The sequence below is a fragment of the Kineosporiaceae bacterium SCSIO 59966 genome (assembly GCA_020881835.1).
GTDB lineage: Bacteria > Actinomycetota > Actinomycetes > Actinomycetales > SCSIO-59966 > SCSIO-59966.
Genome location: CP052876.1, coordinates 2,371,354 through 2,390,616, shown reverse-complemented (window position 1 = coordinate 2,390,616; position 19,263 = coordinate 2,371,354). Strand labels below are relative to the sequence as shown.

Here is a 19,263-nt window from a genome sequence, read left to right as displayed (position 1 = left end):
GGTCCGCTCAGCGCGCCGGCAGCTCGAACCAGACCCGCTTGCCGCCGTCCGCCGTCCGGTACCCCCACCGGTCGGAGAGGGTCTCCACCAGGTGCAGCCCGCGGCCGTCGACGTCGGTGGGCGCGGCGCGGCGGGGCGACAGGGTGCCGCCGGCGTCGTCGTCGACCTCGACCCGCAGACGCCGGTCGTCCACCCCGGCTCGCACCCGGATCGGGCCGCTGCCGTGCCGGATCGCGTTGGTCACCAGCTCGCTGGTCAGGAGCACCGCCACCTCGGCGGGCTCGCCGTCGATACCCCAGGTGGAGAGCGCCCTGGCCATGATGCGCCGAGCGCGCCCGACCTCACGGGGGCCTGTGCCCAGCTCGGCGATCAGCTCCACGACCGGGATTGTTCCGTATCGGCGGCCCGAGGCGAGAATGGGCCGGGCACCGGCGTGCCGCGTCACCGTCAGGCACCATCAGGCACCCCGAGGCGTCCGCACCGAGGAAGCGCACCGAGGAACCGCACTGAGGAGAGAGAGGCAGGCCCGTGACCCTGACGATGGCGGTGGCCAACCAGAAGGGCGGCGTGGCCAAGACGACGACCGTCGCCTCCCTGGGCGCGGCGTTCGCGGAGCTGGGCCTGCGTCCGCTGCTCGTCGACCTCGACCCGCAGGCCTGTCTGACGTTCTCCCTCGGCATCGACCCGGACGCCGTCGAGGTGTCCATGCACGAGGTGCTCACCGGTGCCGCGACCGCGGCCGAGGCGCTGCTCGAGGCCGACGACGGCGTCGACGTGCTGCCCGCGGCCATCGACCTGGCCGGCACAGAGGCCGTGCTGCTGCCCCGTCCGGGTCGGGAGTACGTGCTGCGGACGGTCCTGGAGCCGGTCGCGGGACGGTACGACGTCGTCCTGCTGGACTGCTCGCCCTCGCTGGGGGTGCTGACCCTGAACGCGCTGACCGCCGCCGACGAGCTTCTCGTGCCGTTGCAGGCCGAGATGCTCAGCCACCGCGGCGTGGGACAGCTGCTCGACACCGTCGCCGACGTCCAGCGCATCCTCAACCGCGACCTCGTCGTCCGCGGTCTGCTGCCGACGATGTTCGACGGCCGGACCGTCCACGCGCGGGCCGTGCTGGCCGACGTCCAGGAGCGCTACGGGCTGCCGGTGCTGAGCCCACCGATCCCCAAGTCGGTGCGGTTCGCCGAGGCACCCGCGGTCGGCCGTTCCATCCTGCGGACGTCGAGGGGCTCCAAGGGAGCCGAGGCCTACCGGGCGGTGGCCGCGGGGCTCGTCCATGCGTGGGGACTCCAGCCGCACGGCCCGGCGGCCGCCGAGGGGCAGGTGCGCCGCTAGCTCGCTCGGCGGCGGACCGGCTCGGTCAGCCCTCGGACTGCTCCCCGCCCGCGCCGCGGCCACCACGGCGACGGCGACGCCGGCGCGGTGCGCCGTCGCCGGTCGACGCACCGGCCGCCGACGGCTCCGCCCCGCCCTCTGCTCGGGCCGCGGCCTGCGGCTCCCCGGCCGACGTCCCCACGGGCTCGCCACTGCGGGTCCGGGTGCGGCTGCGACGGCGACGTGGGCGGTCCCCGGCCTCCTCGCCGTCACCGCCGTGCCGACTGGAGCGTTCGCCCCCGCGGGCACCCCCGCGGCCACGGGACCGGTCGCCGTCCCGGGACCGGCCGGCCCTGTCCCCGGACCGTCCGGCCCTGTCCCCGGACCGGCCGCCCGGGCGTCGCTGCCCGGTCTCCCCGAGGTCCTCGACCTGTTCGGCGTCCAGGCCCGGGCGGGTCCGCGCGGACCGGGGCAGCCGCCCGGTCGTCCCCTCGGGGATGTTGAGGTCGGCGTACAGGTGCGGCGAGGTCGAGTACGTCTCGACCGGCTCCGGGATCCCGAGGCCGAGCGTCCGGTCGATCATCGCCCAGCGGTGCAGGTCGTCCCAGTCCACGAAGGTCACCGCGGTCCCGGTGTTCCCGGCGCGGGCGGTGCGCCCGATCCGGTGCAGGTACATCTTCTCGTCCTCGGGGCACTGGTAGTTCACGACGTGGGTGACGTCGTCCACGTCGATACCACGGGCGGCGACGTCGGTCGCCACCAGGACGTCGATCTTGCCGTTCCGGAAGGCTCGCAGGGCCTGCTCACGAGCTCCCTGACCGAGGTCACCGTGCAGCGACCCGGCGGCGAAGCCGCGCTCGGCGAGCTGCTCGGCGACGTTGGCGGCGGTGCGCTTGGTCCGGGCGAACACGATCGTCAGGCCGCGGCCCTCCGCCTGCAGCAGCCGAGCCAGCACCTCGATCTTGTCCATCGCGTGCGCCCGGTAGACGACCTGGGTGACCGCGGCGACGGTGGCGCCGGTGTCCTCGGGGTCGGTGGCCCTGATGTGGGTGGGCTGGGTCATGTACCGGCGGGCCAGGGCCACGACCGGGCCGGGCATCGTCGCCGAGAAGAGCATGGTGTGCCGCCCGGCCGGGGTCAGGGAGAGCAGCCGCTCGACGTCCGGGAGGAACCCGAGGTCGAGCATCTCGTCGGCCTCGTCCAGGACGACGGCGCGGGCGTACCGCAGCTCGAGGTGACCCTGCTGAGCCAGGTCGAGCAGGCGCCCAGGGGTGCCGACGACGATCTCGACGCCGCGCTGCAGCGCCTCGACCTGCGGCTCGTAGGCGCGCCCGCCGTACACGGTGAGCACTCGCGCAGCCCGGCGCCGGCTCGCGACCTCCAGGTCTCCGGCCACCTGGACGGCGAGCTCGCGGGTGGGCACGACGACGAGGGCCTGCGGCTTGCCGGGCGCCTCGAGGTCGTCCCAGCCGGGCTCGCCCGGTCCGGCCACCCGCTGCAGCAGGGGGATGCCGAAGCCGAGCGTCTTGCCGGTCCCGGTCTTGGCCTGGCCGATGATGTCGTGGCCCTGCAGCGCCACCGGCAGCGTCATCGCCTGGATCGGGAAGGGGTAGGTGATGCCGACCTCGGCGAGCGCCTCGACGATCTCGGTCTGGACGCCGTAGTCGGCAAAGCTGCGCTCGGCCAGCTCGGTGCGGGTGGGCTCGACCGTCTCGGCGGTCTGGATGTCGTTCTCTGGTGTGATCTCGTCGACGGACAGGGGAGGACCTCACATCTCGGGGCGGGGGCCTCGCGCCGGGCGCCGTCTCGTGGGAATGGTCCCGGAGAACGTGGGCGGCGAACGGCCGGCGGGCCTCTCCGCGGTGGGTCGGCAGCCGATCGTGGCGTGCGACCGGTCAACCGAGGTACCCGCCCAGGGTAGCCGCTCGCGCCCCGGAGGGCACATCCGCCGCACCGTCCCGCCGGGACCGGAGCCCACTAGGCTGCCCGCCGTGCCCGCGACCAGCCACCCGCAGGACGCGACGAGTCACCCCGGCGACGTCGAGCCCGACACCGACCGGCCGGACTACACGACCGCCGTCGTCGACCTGCTCGGCGCCCTCGCCTACGGTGAGATCACCGCCTTCACGCGGATGGCCGAGGACGCCGAGCTCGCCCCGACGCTGCTGGACAAGGTCAAGCTCGGTCGGATGGCCGTCACCGAGTTCGGCCACTTCGAGCTGCTCGTCGACCGGCTCGAGCAGCTCGGCGCGGACCCGGAGGCGGCGATGACCCCGTTCGCCGCAGCCGTCGACGCCTTTCACGAGCGGACCGCCCCGAGCACCTGGCTCGAGGGCCTGGTCAAGGCCTACGTCGGTGACGGGATCGCGACCGACTTCTACCGGGAGGTGTCCCGGTACGTCGACGAGGAGACCCGTGCCCTGGTCGAGACCGTGCTGCAGGACGCCGGCCACGCCGACTTCGTGGCCACGACGGTCCGGTCCGCGATCGAGGCCGACCCACGGGTGGCCGGGCGGCTCGCCCTGTGGGGACGGCGCCTGGTCGGGGAGGCGCTCAGCCAGGCCCAGCGGGTCGCCGCTGACCGGGAGGCCCTCGCGGCCCTCTTGGTCGGCGGTCTGGCTGGGGCTCCGACGGTTGCCGGCGCCGACCTCGCGGAGGTGGGCCGGATGTTCACCCGGCTCACCGAGCGGCACACCCACCGGATGCGCCGGCTGGGGCTGACCGCCTGAGTCGGGTACGTCGCAGGCCGCCACCCAGGCGCGGGCAGCGGCCTGCGAGCGCGGCCAGGGGGCAGGGAGGTCACACCCGCCGGCGGCCCCGGACGCCGATGTAGATGCTGATGAACAGGACGGCGGCGACGGTGCTGATGATCCAGCGGATCCAGTCGATGCCGGGAGTGTCCTCCACCCCGAGGACGCCGCCCAGCCAGTAGCCGACCAGGGCACCGAGGACGCCGAGGATGATCGTCCAGAGGATGCCGAGGTTCTGGTCCCCCGGCATGACGAGGCGGGCGAGGGCGCCGATCACGCCACCGAAGATGATGAGCCCGATGAGCTCCATGGGTCTCCCTCCCTGCAGCACGGCTGCGAGTCCGCGTCAGGAACGTCTTTCCCGATCGCGGGGGGAGACTGCCACGGGGTGATCACGGCCGCACCTCGACACCTGTCAGAGCGTCCCGAAGCCCACCCGGCCACGCTCCTCGACGCCGATCTCGACGTAGGCGAGTGCCGGCACCGGGACGACGAGCAGCCGGCCCCGCTCGTCCCGCAGCTCCAGCACCGTGCCCTTCTCGAGTGCAGCGGCGACGACGGAGGCCACCTCGTCGGGGGCCTGCGAGGACTCCAGCACGATCTCGCGGGCCGCGTTCTGGATGCCGATCCGGACCTCCATGGGAGGCCACCTCCTGTGTCGTCGGGTGCTGCGGTGTCTCGTCGGTGGTGCGGTGTGCCGTCGGGTGGTGCGGTGGGCCCATCCCACCACGGCGCTCGGACGGTCCGCTCAGCCCCCGTCCCCACCCGGCTCCCCGTGCTTGGGGAACCCGCCGATCCCGCGCCAGGAGAGCTGCCCGGTCAGCCGCTCGGCCTCCTCGCGGGGGATCGCGCGACCGCACTGCAGCCAGTACCGCGCGGTCACCTGGGCCATCCCGGTCAGGGCGGTGCCGAGCAGCTCCGACTGTGCCCGGGGCAGTCCGGTGTCCTCGCCGATGACGTCGGCGATCGCCTCCGCGCACAGCTGTTCGAGGCGGTCCACCCGCTCGCGCACCGCCGGGTCGTTGGTCAGGTCCGACTCGAAGACCAGCCGGAAGGGGGCGTCCTGCCGGTCGACGAAGTCGAAGTAGGCGCTGATCGTCGCGGCCACCCGCTGCTTGTTGTCGGTGGTCGACTCCAGGGCCCGCCGGATCCCCGCCGTGAGGTCCTCGATGTGCTGGTCCAGGACGGCGAGGTAGAGGTCCAGCTTGCCGGGGAAGTGCTGGTAGAGCACGGGCTTGCTGACCCCGGCCCGGTCGGCGATGTCGTCCATCGCCGCCGCGTGGTAGCCGTTCTCGGCGAACACCTGCTGGGCGGCGACGAGCAGCTGGGCCCGCCGAGCGGTGCGGGGCAGCCGTCCGCCGCGCCTGGCAGGGGCGGCGTGCTGCGGGTCCACGGCCACGTCGGTACCTCGTCTCTTGCTGTCTCTTGCTCGCAGTGCCCGGGTGCTGGGGCCTCCCGGCGAGCCGGAATGGTACGCACCGGTCACTCCAACGGGTGACCTCAGCCCGCACGGCCTGTGCCGGTGTGGGTCCCAGGTGCCACACTCGGCGACGTGGCCAAGACGCTCCGTGACACCTCCGCCGGCAAGGCGGACGCCGAGCGTCCCGCCGCACCGGCGCTGCCGGTCCAACGGTCCCGGCTCGTGCTCGAGCGGGTGCAGCAGGTCACCGGGGCGCACACGGCGTCCTGCACGGTCGTCCTGCGGGCCGGGGAGGAGCACCACACCGGCATCGCGGAGGGCGCGGCCACGCCGGGCGGGGTGCGCCGGGCGCTCGCCACCGCGACGGTCCGGGCGGTGGAGTCCGCCTCGCTCGGTCGGCTCCGGCTGGACGTGGAGGCCGCGGACGTCGTCCCGGTCGCCGGCCAGGACACCGCGGTCGTCCTGGTCACACTGCTCACCACGCGCGGCCCCGAGCAGCTCGGCGGTGCGGTCCCGGTGGGCGCGGACCCGTCCCAGGCGCTCGTCAAGGCCGTCCTCGGCGCCTGCAACCGCCGGGTGGCGGCCGTCCTGCCCTGACCAGCGGGCGTCGTCGCGGCTGTGCCACCGCGCGTGTCATCCTGCTGCGGTGGGACCGACGGGACGGGTGAGGCGACTCCGGCGCAGGCGGTCGCGGCACGCGGTCGCCACGCTCGCCGCGGGTGTCCTCGTCACCGGTTGCGCGCAGGTGTCCGCGGACCCGGCCGCCCGGACCGACACGTCCCCGCCGCCACCACCGGTCTCGGCCCCGCCGACCGCCGCCGTCGCCCAGGACGCCCCCGTGGTCACCGCCGTGCCCCCGCCGTCCCCGGCGCAGCGCGCCGGGCTACGCTCCGACGAGGTCGTCGACCGGGGCACCGGTGGCACCGTGGTCGTCCCCGGCAGCGCCCCGGCCCCCACCGCGGGACGGGAGCGGCGGGTGCGGGTCGAGGTCGAAGGGGGTCTGGACGTCGACGGGGAGGCCTTCGCCGACTTCGTCCTGGACACCCTCAACGACCCCCGCGGGTGGCCGTCGGACGGCTGGACGTTCTCGCGCACCGACGGGCAGGCCGACGTCGTCGTCGTCCTGGCCAGCCCGCAGACCTCCGCGGCGATGTGCCGGCCGCTGCAGACCTTCGGCAAGCTGTCCTGCCGGCAGGGCCCGCGGGCCATCCTCACCATGTACCGCTGGGTGCACGGCACGGACGAGTACGCCCACGACCTCACCGCCTACCGGCAGTACCTGGTCAACCACGAGGTCGGCCACGTCCTGGGCCACGGGCACGTCACCTGCCCGGCCCCCGGCGCGCTGGCGCCGGTGATGCAGCAGCAGTCCAAGCAGGTCGCCCCCTGCGTGCCGAACGCGTGGGTGGAGCCGGACGCCGAGGCGGCGCCGTGAGCCTGCCGCCGCTCGTCGAGCCGGGCCCGCCGCTGCGTGCCGAGCAGGTCGAGCGGTACTCCCGGCACGTCCTGCTGCCCGGGATCGGCGAGCAGGGCCAGCGGCGCCTGGCCGCCGCCCGGGTGCTCGTCGTCGGCGCCGGTGGCCTCGGGGCGCCGGTCCTCACCTACCTGGCCGCCGCCGGCGTCGGGACCATCGGCGTCGTCGACGACGACGTCGTCGACACCTCGAACCTGCAGCGGCAGGTCGTCCACGGCACCGACGACGTCGGCCGGCCCAAGGTGGACAGCGCCGTGGACGCGCTGGCCCGGCTCAACCCGCTCGTCACCGTCGTCCCGCACCGTGAGCGGCTCACCGCCGACAACGCCCTGGCCGTCCTGGGCGGCTACGACCTCGTCGTCGACGGCGCCGACAACTTCCCCACCCGCTACCTGGTGTCCGACGCGTGCTCGCTGCTCGGCGTCCCGGAGGTCTGGGGCTCGGTGTTCCGGTTCGACGCCCAGGTCAGCGTGTTCTGGGCGGGTCACGGCCCGACCTACCGGGACCTGTTCCCCGAGCCGCCCCCGCCCGGGGCGGTGCCCTCCTGCGCGGAGGGCGGCGTGCTCGGCGCGATGGTCGGCGCGGTCGGCTCGGTGATGGCCACCGAGGCGGTCAAGCTCGTCACCGGGGCGGGCGAGCCGCTGCTCGGCCGGCTGCTCGTCCTCGACGCGCTGGCGATGACGTGGCGCACGGTCACCGTGCGGCCCGACCCGCACGCCGCGCCGGTCACCTCGCTGGCCGACGCCGCCGCGAGCTGCGCCCCGGCCCCGCCGGTACTGGGACCGGACGCGGTCGTCGACGCGCCGACCCTGGCCGGGTGGCTGCAGGCCGGTGACGTCGACCTCGTCGACGTCCGCGGCGAGGACGAGGCCGCGCTGGTGTCCATCCCGGGCTCGCGGCTCGTGCCGTTGCCGCGGATCCTGTCCGGCGAGGCGATCGGGGAGCTGCCCCGGGACCGTCGCACGGTGCTCTACTGCAAGTCCGGGGTGCGTTCCGCGCAGGCCCTGCAGGTCCTGCGCGGCCACGGGTACGACCAGGCGGTCCACCTGGACGGCGGGGTGCTGGCGTGGGTCCGGGACGTCGACCCGACCCTGCCCACCTACTGAGCCACCGGCTGCGGCAGCGCCGCCTACAGTGGCCCAGGTGAGCGGACCGGCGGTGGCGAGGCGACCGGAGCAGGTCGTGCTGCTCGACGAGAGCAGGAGACCGGTCGGGGTCGCCGACAAGGCCACGGTGCACACCGCCGACACCCCGCTGCACCTCGCCTTCTCCTGCTACGTCCTGGACGACGCGGGCCGGCTGCTCGTCACCCGCCGGGCCGTGGGGAAGCGCACCTGGCCCGGGGTGTGGACGAACTCCTGCTGCGGGCACCCGGCACCGGGGGAGGACCTGGCGGACGCCGTCCACCGCCGGGTCGCCCAGGAGCTCGGCCTCGTCCTCACCGACGTCCGGGAGGTGCTGCCCGACTTCGCCTACCGGGCCACCGACGCGGGCGGGGTGGTGGAGAACGAGGTCTGCCCGGTGTTCGTCGCCCGGGCCGCCGGTGACCCTCGCCCGGACCCGGCCGAGGTCGCCGAGTGGCGCTGGGTGGCCGTCGCGGACGTCCTCACCACCGCCCGCGCGACCCCGTGGGCGCTGTCGCCGTGGAGCGTGCTCCAGCTCGAGGAACTCGCGGCCGGCGGCCACCTGGTCGGCTGAGGACACCGGTGCGTCCGCTCACCCCGTTCGCCGCCGACGTCCTCGACGTCGTCGAGGCGATCCCGCCCGCCCGGGTGCTGTCCTACGGAGACGTCGCCGAGCTCCTCGGCGCCGGCGGGCCCCGGGCGGTGGGCGCGGTGCTGTCCCGGTACGGCGGTGGGGTGCCCTGGTGGCGGGTGCTGCGCGCCGACGGGACGCCGCCCCCGCAGCACGCCGCCGAGGCCCTCGTCCGCTACCGCGCCGAGGGCACCCCGCTGCGCGGGGACCGGGTCGACATGGCCCGGGCCCGCTGGGACGGCGGCGCTGTCGGACCCCTGTGATGGGATCGGCGGCATGTCGTCCGCCACGCCGGTGCTCGTCCGCCGGACGTCGCCGGCGGTGCTCGCGGCGCACGACCTGGACGCCGAGCAGCGCCGGGTCGTCGACGCACGCCGCGGCAGCGGACCGCTCGTCGTGCTCGGTGGCCCCGGCACCGGTCGGACGACGACGCTCGTCGAGGCGGTCGCCGCCCGGGTGGAGCGCGACGGCGTGGACCCCGAGGCGGTGCTGCTGCTGGCCCCGACGCGGCGGGCCGCGGCCGCCCTGCGGGAGCGGGTGAGCGCCCGGCTGGCCCGCACCGTGCGGTCCCCGCTGGCGCGCACCCCGCACTCGTTCGCGTTCGCGCTGCTCCACCGGCTCGCCGTGGACGCCGGGGAGCCGGCGCCGCGGCTGCTGTCCGGCCCGGAGCAGGACCGGATTCTCGCCGAGCTGCTCGCCGGGCACGAAGCCGGGCAGGGGCGCCCGCCGGACTGGCCCGACGAGGTGCGCCCCGCGCTGGGCCTGCGCGGTTTCCGTGACGAGCTGCGCGACCTGCTCATGCGCGCCCTGGAACGCGGGCTCGGCCCCGCCGACCTCGTCCATCTGGGGCGCGCTACCGGTCGGCCGGCCTGGCCGGCCGCGGCCCAGGTGCTCCAGGAGTACCTCGAGGTGACCGCTCTGTCCTCGCCGGGGGCGTTCGACCCGGCCGCGATCGTGGACACCGCGGCCCGGGCGCTCGCCGAGGACCCCGACCTCAACCGGCGGGTGCGCTCGCGCTGGCAGCTCGTCGCCGTGGACGATCACCACGAGTCCACGGAGGCCACCGGCCGCCTGCTCGACGAGGTCGCCGGCGGGGGCGCCGACCTGATCCTGCTCGGCGACCCCGACGCCACCACCCAGTCCTTCCGCGGCGCGGACCCGCGGGCGGTCACCGAGGCCGCCCGGCGCTACCGCCGCGCCGACGGGCAGCCCGCGGGCGCCGTCGTGCTGCGCACCCGGTGGCGTGCGGGCAGGCCGCTGTGCGCCGCAGCCGACCGGGTCGCCGCCGGCATCGGCACCTCCGGCACCGCAGAGCAGCGGCGCCCCGCCCCCGCGCCGCACGACGGCACGGTGGAGGGGCACGTGCTGCGCTCGGCCACCCAGGAGGCGGCGTTCGTCGCCGGCGTCCTGCGCCACGAGCACCTCGTCGGCCGGACGCCGTGGCGCGCGATGGCGGTGGTCGTCCGCAGCGCCGGACGCACCGGGGGACTGCGCCGCGCCCTGGCCGGCGCCGGGGTCCCGGTCGCGGTGCCGGCCGCGGAGGTCCCGGTGCGGGACGAGCCCGCGGTGCGTCCGCTGCGGCTGGCCCTGCGCGCCGTCCTGCACCCCGGCACGCTGGACGCCGACACCGCCGTCGACCTCGTGCTGTCCCCGCTCGGCGGCGCCGACGCCCTCGGCCTGCGCCGGTTGCGCCAGGTGCTGCGCGCCGAGGAGCGCGCCGGCGGCGGCGCCCGGCGCAGCGACGCGCTGCTCGTCGAGGCGCTCGGCGACCCCGCGCGGGTCGTGTCCCTGCCGCCGGCCGTCGCCGAGCCCGCCCGCCGGGTCGCCGCCGTGCTGGCCGCCGGCCGGGCCGCGGCCGCCGCGGACGGCGCCACCGCCGAGACCGTGCTGTGGGCGCTGTGGCAGGCGTCGGGCCTCGCCGACCCGTGGCGCCGCCGCGCCCTGGCCGGGGGACCGGACGGTGCCCGCGCCGACCGGGACCTGGACGCCGTCGTCGCGCTGTTCGACGCCGCGGCCCGGTTCGTCGACCGCCTCCCGCACGCCGGTCCGGCAGCCTTCCTCGCCCACCTCGACGCCCAGGACGTGCCGGCCGACACCCTCGCCGAGCGGGCACCGGACGACGACGCCGTCGCCCTCGTCACCGCCCAGGGCTCGGCCGGTCGGGAGTGGGACGTCGTCGTGGTCGCCGGGGTCCAGGACGGCGGCTGGCCGGACACCCGGCTGCGAGGGTCCCTGCTCGGCGCCCCCGACCTCGTCGACGTGCTGACCGGCCGCGCCGCCGGCGACCACGTCGCCGCCCGCCGGGAGGTGCTCGACGACGAGCGCCGGCTGCTGCACGTCGCGGTCACCCGGGCCCGGCGCCGGCTCGTCGTCACCGCGGTGCGCGACGAGGACCAGCGCCCCTCCCCGTTCCTCGACGTCGTGGCCCCGGCCCCCGAGGGGACCGGGCAGCGGCCCTTCACCGTGGTGCCGCGGGCGCTGACCCTGCCCGCCCTCGTCGCCGAGCTGCGCCAGACGCTGCTGGCCCGCGGCCCCGCCAGCCCGCAGGGCCGGGACGCCGCCGCCCAGCTCGCCCGGCTGGCCGCGGCCGGCGTGCCCGGAGCCGCCCCCCGGGACTGGTACGGCCTGGCCGGTCCCTCCGACGACGGCCCGCTGCGCGGCCCGGACCAGCAGGTCGTCGTCTCCCCCTCCCGGGTGGAGGCGTTCACCCGCTGCGGCCTGCGCTGGTTGCTGGAGACCAGCGGCGGCACGGCCGGCGACAGCACTTCCCAGGGGGTCGGCACCCTCGTCCACGAGGTCGTCGCCGAGCAGCCGGACGCCGACCTCGACCGGCTCACCGCGCGGCTGGACGAGCTGTGGCCGGGTATCGACCCGCCCCGCGGCTGGGCCGGGGAGCGGGAGCGTCGCCGCGCCCACGCGATGCTCGAGCGGTACGTCGCCTACGTCCGGTCCGCCGGCCGGGAGCTCGTCGCCGTGGAGCAGGACGTCGACGCCGTCGTCGGCCGGGCCCGGGTGGTCGGTCGCATCGACCGGCTCGAGCGCGACGCCGACGGTCGGCTCGTCGTCGTCGACCTCAAGACCGGTCGGACCTGCCCCAAGGACGAGGAGATCGCGGCCCACCCCCAGCTCGGCGTCTACCAGGTCGCCGTCGGCCAGACCGCCGTCGGCCAGGCCGCCGTCGACCCCGAGGGCCCGCGCGAGGTCGGTGGTGCCGCGCTGGTCCAGCTCGGGACCGGCAAGAAGCCCAAGGTGCAGCAGCAGCCCCCGCTGGCCGAGGCACCGGACCCGGACTGGGCGCACGACCTGCTCGCCGCGACGGCCGACGGCATGGCGGGGGCCCAGTTCACCGCGGTGCGCGGCCAGCACTGCCGGGTCTGCCCGGTGCAGCGCTCCTGCCCGGTGCACCCGCGTGGCGGCCAGGTGGTCCGGTGACCCTGTCCGCCCGCCGCATCGCCGAGCTGCTGGACCTGCGGGAGCCGACGGACGAGCAGGTGGCCGTCATCGAGGCCCCGCTCGAGCCGGTGCTGGTCGTCGCCGGCGCCGGCTCCGGCAAGACCGAGACGATGTCCGGCCGCGTCGTGTGGCTCGTCGCCAACGGGCACGTCCGCCCCGAGGAGGTCCTCGGGCTGACGTTCACCCGCAAGGCCGCCGGCGAGCTCGCCGACCGGGTCCGCGCCCGGCTCGCCGCGCTGCACCGGGCCGGGGTCCGGCCCCCGGGTCAGGAGCCGGCGGATGACCCGGACGACGTGGCAGCGGTCCTGGCTGACCCGACCGTCGCGACGTACCACTCCTACGCCGCCGGCGTGGTCGCCGACCACGGCCTGCGCCTCGGCGTGGAACCCGGCTCCCGGCTGCTCGGCGAGGCGGCGGCCTGGCAGCTCGCCACCGAGGTCGTCGAGGCTTGGGACGGTCCGCAGGACGGGTCCCCGGCGCCGGACAAGGCACCCGGCACCGTGGTGGACGCCGTGCTGTCCCTGGCCGCGGAGTGCGCCGAGCACCTCGTGGAGCCGGAGGAGGTGGCCGACCACCTCACCGCGGTCCTCGAGCGGGTCCCCACCCTGCCCAGGGACGACGTCGGTGACCCGCCGGCCGCGCCGTACGCCCCGGTCGCCGCCGTCCTGCGCACCCTGCGCGACCGGCGCGCCGTCGTCCCCCTCGTGCGCGACTACCTGGAGCGCAAGCGCGAGCTCGAGGTGCTCGACTTCGGCGACCAGGTGCGGCTGGCCGCGCAGATCGCCCGTGACGTGCCCGACGTCGGCGCCGGCGAGCGGGCCCGGTTCCGGGTGGTGCTCCTGGACGAGTACCAGGACACCAGCCACGCCCAGCTCGAGCTGCTGCGCCACCTGTTCGGCGGTGGTCACCCCGTGACCGCCGTCGGCGACCCGCACCAGTCCATCTACGGCTGGCGCGGTGCCAGCGCCGGCAACCTCGCCGCGTTCCCCGCGCAGTTCCCGGCCGCCCCCGGCCGCCCCGCGGCGGTGCTGCCGCTCACCACCGCCTGGCGCAACGACCGGGCCGTCCTCGCCGCCGCCAACGCCGTCTCCGCGCCGCTGCGGGAGGCGAGCACCGTCGAGGTGCTGCCGCTGGCCCCGCGCCGCACCGCGGGCGCCGGTGAGGTCCGCACCCGCTACCACGCCACCGTGGAGGAGGAGGCCGCCGCGGTCGCCGAGGACCTCGCCGCGCTGTGGCGCCAGGACACCGAGGTCGTCGCCCGCGGCGGGGTCCGTCGCTCGATGGCGGTGCTGTGCCGCAAGCGGTCCCAGTTCGAGGCGCTGGAGGCCGCCCTGCGCGCCCAGGACCTGCCCGTCGAGGTGGTCGGGCTGGGTGGCCTGCTGAGCCGGCCCGAGGTCGTCGACCTCGTCGCCGCTCTCCAGGTGGTCCACGACCCGCACCGCGGCGACGCCCTCATGCGCCTGCTCACCGGTCCCGGGTGGCAGATCGGCCCGCGGGACCTCGAGACGCTCGCGCAACTCGCCCGCGGCCTCGCCGCACAGGTTCCTGGGGTCCCCCAGGAGGCGGCCGAGGACCGCAGCGTCGTCGAGGCCCTCGACACGCTGCCCCCGCCCGGGTGGGTCGGCCGGCACGGGCGGGGCTTCTCCGCCGAGGGCCGGGCCCGGCTCGCCCGGCTGGCCGCCGTCCTGCGGCAGCTGCGCGGCCGGACCGGGCTCCCGCTGCCGGACCTCGTCGCCGAGGCGGAGCGAGCCCTGCTCCTCGACGTCGAGGTGGCCGCCCGACCCGGGGTGGCCCCCGGCGCCGCGCGGGCCCACCTCGACGCCTTCGCCGACGTCGCCGCGTCCTTCGCCGACGGCGCCGACCGCCCCACGCTCGGCGCCTTTCTCGCCTGGCTGGAGGCCGCCGACACCCGGGAGCGGGGACTGCAGCCGGGTGAGACCGACGCCGAACCCGTCGACGCCCCCGGCGACGTGGAGCCCAGCCGGACCGCCGTCCAGCTGCTGACGGTGCACGCCGCCAAGGGACTGGAGTGGGACGTCGTCGCCGTCCCCGGGATGTCCGAGGGCACCTTCCCCGCCGTGCGGGTGACAGCCGGCGCGGCCGCACCGGACGCCTCCGGCGGCTGGCTGACCGGCCTCGGCGTGCTGCCGTACGACCTGCGCGGGGACGGCGCCGCACTGCCGCGCTGGCCGTGGCGCTCGGCCGCGACCCAGCGCGCGCTGCGCGACGAGCTGACCCGCTTCCGGCAGGACTGCGGCGCCCACGACGTCGCCGAGGAGCGCCGTCTCGCCTACGTCGCGATCACCCGCGCCCGGTCCCTCCTGCTGCTCAGCGGCGCCTGGTGGGCCGACGGCACGACGGCGCGCCCACCGTCCCGCTTCCTCCTCGAGCTCGGCCTCGGCGGTGACCTGGACCCGCCGGAGGGGGACAACCCCCGCCTGGCCGAGCCGCTCAGCGCGGTGTGGCCCACCGACCCGCTGGGTCCGCGGCGCGAGCAGCTCGAGGCCGCCGCGGCGGCCGTGCACGCGGCCCTCGCTCGCCCGGCCACCGCCGACGAGCCGACCGGCGCCGCCGCGGACCGCCGGTCGCGATGGGCGCAGGAGGTGGACCGGCTGCTGGAGGAGCGGGAGGCGCTGCACCGGCCCGGCCCGGCCGGGGTGCCGCTGCCGACGCACCTGTCGGCGTCCCGGCTCGTCGAGCTGGCCGCCGACCCGGCCGCCCTGGCCGCCGCGATCCGTCGCCCGATGCCCGTCGAGCCCCGGCCGCAGGCCCGGCGCGGCACGGCCTTCCACGCCTGGCTCGAGCGCCGCTTCGCTGCCGGCACCCTCGTCGACGTCCTCGAGCTGCCGGGTGCCGGGGACGACGACGCCGCCCCCGACGCCGAGCTCGCCGCGCTGCAGGCGACGTTCGAGGCCTCGCCGTGGGCCGACCGGATGCCGGTCGCCGTCGAGGTCGACGTCGAGACGCCGGTCGGCGGCACCGTGGTGCGCGGCCGCATCGACGCCGTCTTCACCACCGCCGACGGCGGGTGGGAGGTCGTCGACTGGAAGACCGGTTCACCTCCGACGGGGCAGCGCCGGCACGCCGCCGCCGTCCAGCTGGCGGTCTACCGGCTGGCCTGGGCCCGGCTGCAGGACGTCCCCCTGGAGCGGGTGTCCGCCGCGTTCTTCTACGCCTCCACCGGGGAGACGGTCCGCCCGGCCGACCCGCTCGACGAGGCCGCGCTGGAGGCCCTCGTGCTCGACCTACCGGACGCCGCCGCCGGGTAGGTCGAGGGTGGCGGCGACCAGCCGGTGGTCCCCGACGTCGAGCCGGCGGACCACGGTGCCGCTGACCTGGAGTGCCTCGGGGCCGCCGGCGCCCGGCAGTGACGCTGACCCACCGACCGGGCCGACGAGGTGGTCCAGCTGCACTCGGGGGTCGTGGGCCGGGTAGCTCGCCCCGGTGGCGAGCCGCCGCCCGCGCAGGACCCGCTCGACGACCGGTCCGGGCAGGTTGAGGTCGCCGGCGACGACGACCGGGCCGGGCAGCGTCGCGCACCAACGGCGCAGCCGGGCCAGCTGGCGCACCGCCGTGGCCGGGGAGAACGACAGGTGGGTGCTCACCACGGTCAGCTCGTCCAGCACGGCCGCCAGCGCCGTGCGCGGCTCGTCGGGCACCCACCAGGTGCGGGGTTCACCGGTGCGCGGGTCCGGTGCCCGCACCGGCAACCGGCCGCGGCCGTGGCCGAGGTGCTCGACCTGCCACTGGCGCACCGGTAGCCGGCTCAGCACCGCGATCCCGTACCCGGGGCGCCCCGCCGGCAGGTCGGCGTCCGGCAGCACCCGGTGCCAGCCGCGCAGCGGCCCCGGCGTCCCGGCGAGCGTCGGCGCGAACCGCCAGTGCGCCGCGCCGAGAGCCGCCGCGGCGACCGCGGCCTGGTCCACGCCGTGCGAGCGGTCCTGCGCGACGTCCACCTCCTGGACGGCGAGCACGTCGACGTCCAGGCCGGTCAGGGCCGCGGCGAGCCGGTCGGCGGGCAGGTGCCCGGGTCCGGAGCGGCCCGAGGCGAGGTTGAGGGTCGCGACCCGGACCCGGCTCAGAGGGGCTCCTCGCCGACGTCGGCGTCGAGGTCGCGCAGCATCTGCACGGCGTCGTCGACGACCGCGGCGTCGTCGGTCGTCACCCCGTGCAGCAGCCACCGGGTCAGCGCCAGCTCCCCGGCGAGCCGGGCACGGGTGGTGAGGTGCCGGTCCGGCTGCTCGCGGCGGGCCACGCTGTAGGCCTCGAGGACCGAGTCGAGGGCGTCGGCGTCCGCGCCGACCGCCAGCCAGGCCAGGTCGTCGGCGGGGTCGGCGACCTTCGCCTCCGCCCAGTCCAGCATGCCGACGACCGCGTCGTCGACGACGAGGACGTGCTCGGCGACGAGGTCCCCGTGCACCACCGAGGGGTGGAACCGCCAGCGGCCGACGTCCTCGAGGACCTTCTCCCACCGGGTCAGCAGCCGCGCCGGCACGTGCCCGGTCTGCGCGGCCCGGTCCACCTCGGCCAGCCGGCGCTCGCGGTACTCCCCGGCCTCGTACACCGGCAGGCCGGCCTCCTCGACGATCGCGTGGGGGACGTCGTGCAGGCTGGCCAGGGCCCGGCCGAGGGCGGCCGCCAGACCCGGTCCGGGGCGCAGCTCACCGGGGTGCAGCGGGGCGCCGTCCAGGTAGGGGTGCACGACCGCGCGGCCGCCCTCCGGCAGCGCCACCGACCCGGCCGGCTCGGGTACCGCGAACGCCAGCCCGCTGCGGGACCGGTCGGCGAGCCCGGCGAGCAGCCGCAGCTCGGACTCCAGCGCCGCCCCGGCGGCGGCCCGCCGCGGGCACCGCACCACCCAGCGACGGTGACGGTCGTCCTCGACCACGGCGACGTCGAACGCCTGACCGGGCACCTCCGGCTCCCGGACGGCCACCGGCTTCAGGCCGGGCACCGCGGCGGTCGCCAGCGCGGCGAGGACGTAGGCGGACCTGGGCACGGGGCAACCGTAGGGCGCCCGGGCCGTTGACGCGGTCCGGGGCAGACCCGGCGCGTGTCGCCGGGTCGGGTGGCCCCGCCTACGGTGAGCGGCATGCCGCTGGAGCACCTCGCGCTGGGCCGTGCCGCCACCGACCGGGCCGCCCTGCTGCGCAGCGACCCCGGCCTCATCGACCGGCTGCTGGCCGACCCGGCCACCCGGGTGCTGCGGGTGGGCCACGGGCGCACTCCCGTGCGCGAACGGGACGGCGGGCTGGCCCTCGACCTCGTCGGCCCGGGCGACGTCCCGGACGACGCGCTGCGGGTGTTCCTCGGCCGCGACGCCGACGGCACCGGCTACCTGGCCGTGCGCGCCGAGCCGGGTCCGGACTGGGTCGGCCTGCGCCGCCTCGGCGCGGTCCTCGACGACGCGCAGGTCGGTCTGCTCACCGAGGCAGTCGCCCTGCTCGGCTGGCACGAGACGCACACCCACTGCCCGCGGTGCGGGGCGCCGACCGAACCCGCCGAGGGCGGCTGGTCGCGCCGCTGCCCGGACGACGGCACCGACCACTACCCGCGGACCGACCCGGCGGTGATCATGGCGGTCGTCGACGCCGACGACCGGATCCTGCTCGGGCGCAGCCCGGCCTGGCCCGAGCACCGGTACTCCACCCTCGCCGGGTTCGTCGAGCCCGGGGAGTCCCTGGAGGCCGCGGTACGCCGGGAGGTCGCCGAGGAGGTCGGGGTCGTCGTCGGGGACGTCGAGTACCTGGGCTCCCAGCCGTGGCCGTTCCCGGCGTCCCTCATGATCGGTTTTCGGGCGGTCGCGACCGACCCCACGGTGCGGGTCGACGGCGTGGAGATCGCCGACGCCCGGTGGTTCGACCGGGCCGGGCTGCGCGACGCGGTCCAGGCCGGGCAGGTGGTGCTGCCGTCGGGTATCTCCATCGCCCGCCGGCTCGTCGAGCACTGGTACGGCAGCGAGCTCGACGACGGTCCGCAGGGCTGGTGAGCGACGGGCCAGGGGCCGTCAGAGGGGCGGGTGCACCCGGGCGGGGGCGGTCGGCCGGTCGAAGCGCAGGACGACGTCCGCCCGGGACGCCGGGTCGGTCTCGGCGGTGTACCGGGCCCAGGCACCCCTGACCCGGTCCAGGTCGGCCGCGGGCACCCGCCGCGCGATCGCCGCCGGGGAGGTGAGGAGGTGGACGGCGTAGTCCACCGCGTGGACGGTCTCCCAGCGCAGCAGGAACGGGCCGCTGACGACGGCGACCGTGCCCGGACGAGCCGGCACCCGGGCGGCCCGGGTCGCGCGGTCGGCGGCGGCGTCCCAGAGGGCCGGCAGCCAGTCGCCGCGCCCGTCGGGGCCGAGCGGCTCGAGCACCTCACGCAGCAGGGCGTGCCAGTCGTACCAGCGCTCGTAGCCGGCGTCCGGGTCGGCCGGGCCGTGCTCGAGGCGCAGCGAGCGGGGCCGCAGAAAGTCCTCGGCGTCCACGCGGGCGACCGGGCGACCGCGGGCGGTGAGGGCCGCGGCGACCGCGTCGGCGACGTACCGGGTGTCGGCCGGCACCGCGCCGTCCACCGCGACCCGGGGCACGCCGGGCAGGGCAAGCGCCGCGTCGGCCACCTCGGCGGCGACCGCCGCCACGGTCACCGGCTCGACCCGCACCGCATCACCCGTGCCGACGGGGACCCTCAGCGGCCCAGCCGCTCCTGGACGAGGGACAGCGGCGGGTTCGTCGCGGCCGACCCGTCGGGGAACAGCACGGTCGGCACGGTCCGGTTGCCGCCGTTGACGCTCATGACGAACTCCGCGGCGTCGGGCTCCTCCTCGATGTTCACCTCACGGTAGGCGAGGCCTTCACGGTCCATCGCCCGCTTGAGCACTCGGCAGTACCCGCACCACGTCGTGGTGAACATGGTGACCTGCCCCGGGGCGGGGGCGTGCTCGGCGGCTGGCGTGGTCACGGTGGCGTGCTCCTCGTGCTCGGGCGGTCGGCTCGGTGCCGGTCGGCTCGGTGCCGGTCGGCTCCGTGCCGGTCGACTCGGTACTTGACGTCTCAACGATGCCTGGTGACCGGGGACGGCGCGATGTCGGGGGTCCTTGCGAGGATGGGCCCACG

Annotated in this window: 19 protein-coding genes; 10 read left to right on the top strand and 9 right to left on the bottom strand. The window is 76.8% G+C overall.

The features are described 5' to 3' along the window. Positions 1-7: 7 nt before the first annotated feature. Positions 8-319: an ATP-binding protein gene (locus HJG43_11160; protein UER55914.1), complete on the bottom strand. Its 312-nt coding sequence runs from the start codon at positions 317-319 to the stop codon at positions 8-10. Between the two features lie 221 nt (positions 320-540). Here HJG43_11160 and HJG43_11155 point away from each other — a divergent pair, with 221 nt between their 5' ends. Next, complete coding sequence (locus HJG43_11155; GenBank protein ID UER55913.1) at positions 541-1,335, top strand: ParA family protein; 795 nt, start codon at positions 541-543, stop codon at positions 1,333-1,335. Positions 1,336-1,360: 25 nt separating this feature from the next. Here the strand turns inward: HJG43_11155 and HJG43_11150 are convergent, their stop codons facing one another. After that, positions 1,361-3,073, bottom strand: coding sequence for a DEAD/DEAH box helicase (locus tag HJG43_11150; GenBank protein UER55912.1), 1,713 nt, complete (start codon positions 3,071-3,073; stop codon positions 1,361-1,363). A gap of 55 nt (positions 3,074-3,128) precedes the next feature. Between HJG43_11150 and HJG43_11145 the strand changes: the two genes are divergently transcribed. After that, positions 3,129-4,043 carry a hypothetical protein gene (locus HJG43_11145; GenBank protein UER55003.1) on the top strand — a complete coding sequence of 305 codons (915 nt, stop codon included), beginning with the start codon at positions 3,129-3,131 and terminating at the stop codon, positions 4,041-4,043. Positions 4,044-4,113: 70 nt separating this feature from the next. Here the strand turns inward: HJG43_11145 and HJG43_11140 are convergent, their stop codons facing one another. The 3 genes from HJG43_11140 to HJG43_11130 all read right to left on the bottom strand — a co-directional run bounded on the left by HJG43_11140 (position 4,114) and on the right by HJG43_11130 (position 5,463). Then, the gene (locus tag HJG43_11140) at positions 4,114-4,374 is read right to left on the bottom strand and encodes a GlsB/YeaQ/YmgE family stress response membrane protein (protein UER55002.1); all 261 of its coding nucleotides are present in this window, start codon (positions 4,372-4,374) and stop codon (positions 4,114-4,116) included. Positions 4,375-4,479: 105 nt separating this feature from the next. Next, entirely contained in the window at positions 4,480-4,704 is a 225-nt protein-coding gene (locus HJG43_11135) for a DUF3107 domain-containing protein (GenBank protein ID UER55001.1), read from the bottom strand. A 108-nt stretch (positions 4,705-4,812) separates the two neighbouring features. Beyond that, positions 4,813-5,463 (bottom strand): TetR/AcrR family transcriptional regulator, encoded by a 651-nt coding sequence (locus HJG43_11130; protein ID UER55000.1) that lies wholly within the window; start codon positions 5,461-5,463, stop codon positions 4,813-4,815. Between the two features lie 153 nt (positions 5,464-5,616). On the opposite strand from HJG43_11130, the gene HJG43_11125 reads away from it, so the two are divergent. Genes HJG43_11125 through HJG43_11095 form a run of 7 tightly spaced genes read left to right on the top strand, consistent with a single transcriptional unit; the run spans position 5,617 to position 15,435 of the window. Beyond that, positions 5,617-6,081 (top strand): hypothetical protein, encoded by a 465-nt coding sequence (locus tag HJG43_11125; GenBank protein UER54999.1) that lies wholly within the window; start codon positions 5,617-5,619, stop codon positions 6,079-6,081. A gap of 19 nt (positions 6,082-6,100) precedes the next feature. After that, positions 6,101-6,919, top strand: coding sequence for a DUF3152 domain-containing protein (locus HJG43_11120; GenBank protein ID UER55911.1), 819 nt, complete (start codon positions 6,101-6,103; stop codon positions 6,917-6,919). Beyond that, positions 6,916-8,064, top strand: a complete 1,149-nt coding sequence (gene moeB / locus HJG43_11115) for a molybdopterin-synthase adenylyltransferase MoeB (GenBank protein UER54998.1) — start codon at positions 6,916-6,918, stop codon at positions 8,062-8,064. The genes HJG43_11120 and moeB overlap by 4 nt, the downstream gene beginning before the upstream one ends. A gap of 28 nt (positions 8,065-8,092) precedes the next feature. Continuing rightward, on the top strand, positions 8,093-8,656 hold the full coding sequence (gene idi, locus HJG43_11110; GenBank protein UER54997.1) for an isopentenyl-diphosphate Delta-isomerase: 564 nt from the start codon (positions 8,093-8,095) through the stop codon (positions 8,654-8,656). 8 nt (positions 8,657-8,664) lie between these two features. Next, positions 8,665-8,976, top strand: a complete 312-nt coding sequence (locus HJG43_11105) for a cysteine methyltransferase (protein ID UER54996.1) — start codon at positions 8,665-8,667, stop codon at positions 8,974-8,976. Between the two features lie 13 nt (positions 8,977-8,989). After that, positions 8,990-12,145, top strand: a complete 3,156-nt coding sequence (locus tag HJG43_11100; GenBank protein ID UER54995.1) for an ATP-dependent helicase — start codon at positions 8,990-8,992, stop codon at positions 12,143-12,145. Beyond that, positions 12,106-15,435 (top strand): ATP-dependent helicase, encoded by a 3,330-nt coding sequence (locus HJG43_11095; protein UER55910.1) that lies wholly within the window; start codon positions 12,106-12,108, stop codon positions 15,433-15,435. The genes HJG43_11100 and HJG43_11095 overlap by 40 nt, the downstream gene beginning before the upstream one ends. On the opposite strand, the gene HJG43_11090 is transcribed toward HJG43_11095, so the two are convergent. Continuing rightward, positions 15,412-16,248 (bottom strand): endonuclease, encoded by an 837-nt coding sequence (locus tag HJG43_11090; protein ID UER55909.1) that lies wholly within the window; start codon positions 16,246-16,248, stop codon positions 15,412-15,414. The two genes, HJG43_11095 and HJG43_11090, sit on opposite strands and share 24 nt — an antisense overlap. Continuing rightward, complete coding sequence (locus tag HJG43_11085; protein ID UER54994.1) at positions 16,245-17,165, bottom strand: phosphotransferase; 921 nt, start codon at positions 17,163-17,165, stop codon at positions 16,245-16,247. Before HJG43_11085 ends, HJG43_11090 begins: the two co-directional genes overlap by 4 nt. A gap of 93 nt (positions 17,166-17,258) precedes the next feature. Here HJG43_11085 and nudC point away from each other — a divergent pair, with 93 nt between their 5' ends. Beyond that, positions 17,259-18,155 (top strand): NAD(+) diphosphatase, encoded by an 897-nt coding sequence (gene nudC / locus HJG43_11080; protein ID UER54993.1) that lies wholly within the window; start codon positions 17,259-17,261, stop codon positions 18,153-18,155. A gap of 18 nt (positions 18,156-18,173) precedes the next feature. Here the strand turns inward: nudC and HJG43_11075 are convergent, their stop codons facing one another. Continuing rightward, positions 18,174-18,809, bottom strand: a complete 636-nt coding sequence (locus tag HJG43_11075) for a uridine kinase (protein ID UER54992.1) — start codon at positions 18,807-18,809, stop codon at positions 18,174-18,176. A 26-nt stretch (positions 18,810-18,835) separates the two neighbouring features. Next, a complete protein-coding gene (locus tag HJG43_11070; protein ID UER55908.1) occupies positions 18,836-19,060 on the bottom strand; it encodes a mycoredoxin in 225 nt (74 codons plus the stop codon). Positions 19,061-19,263: the final 203 nt, after the last annotated feature.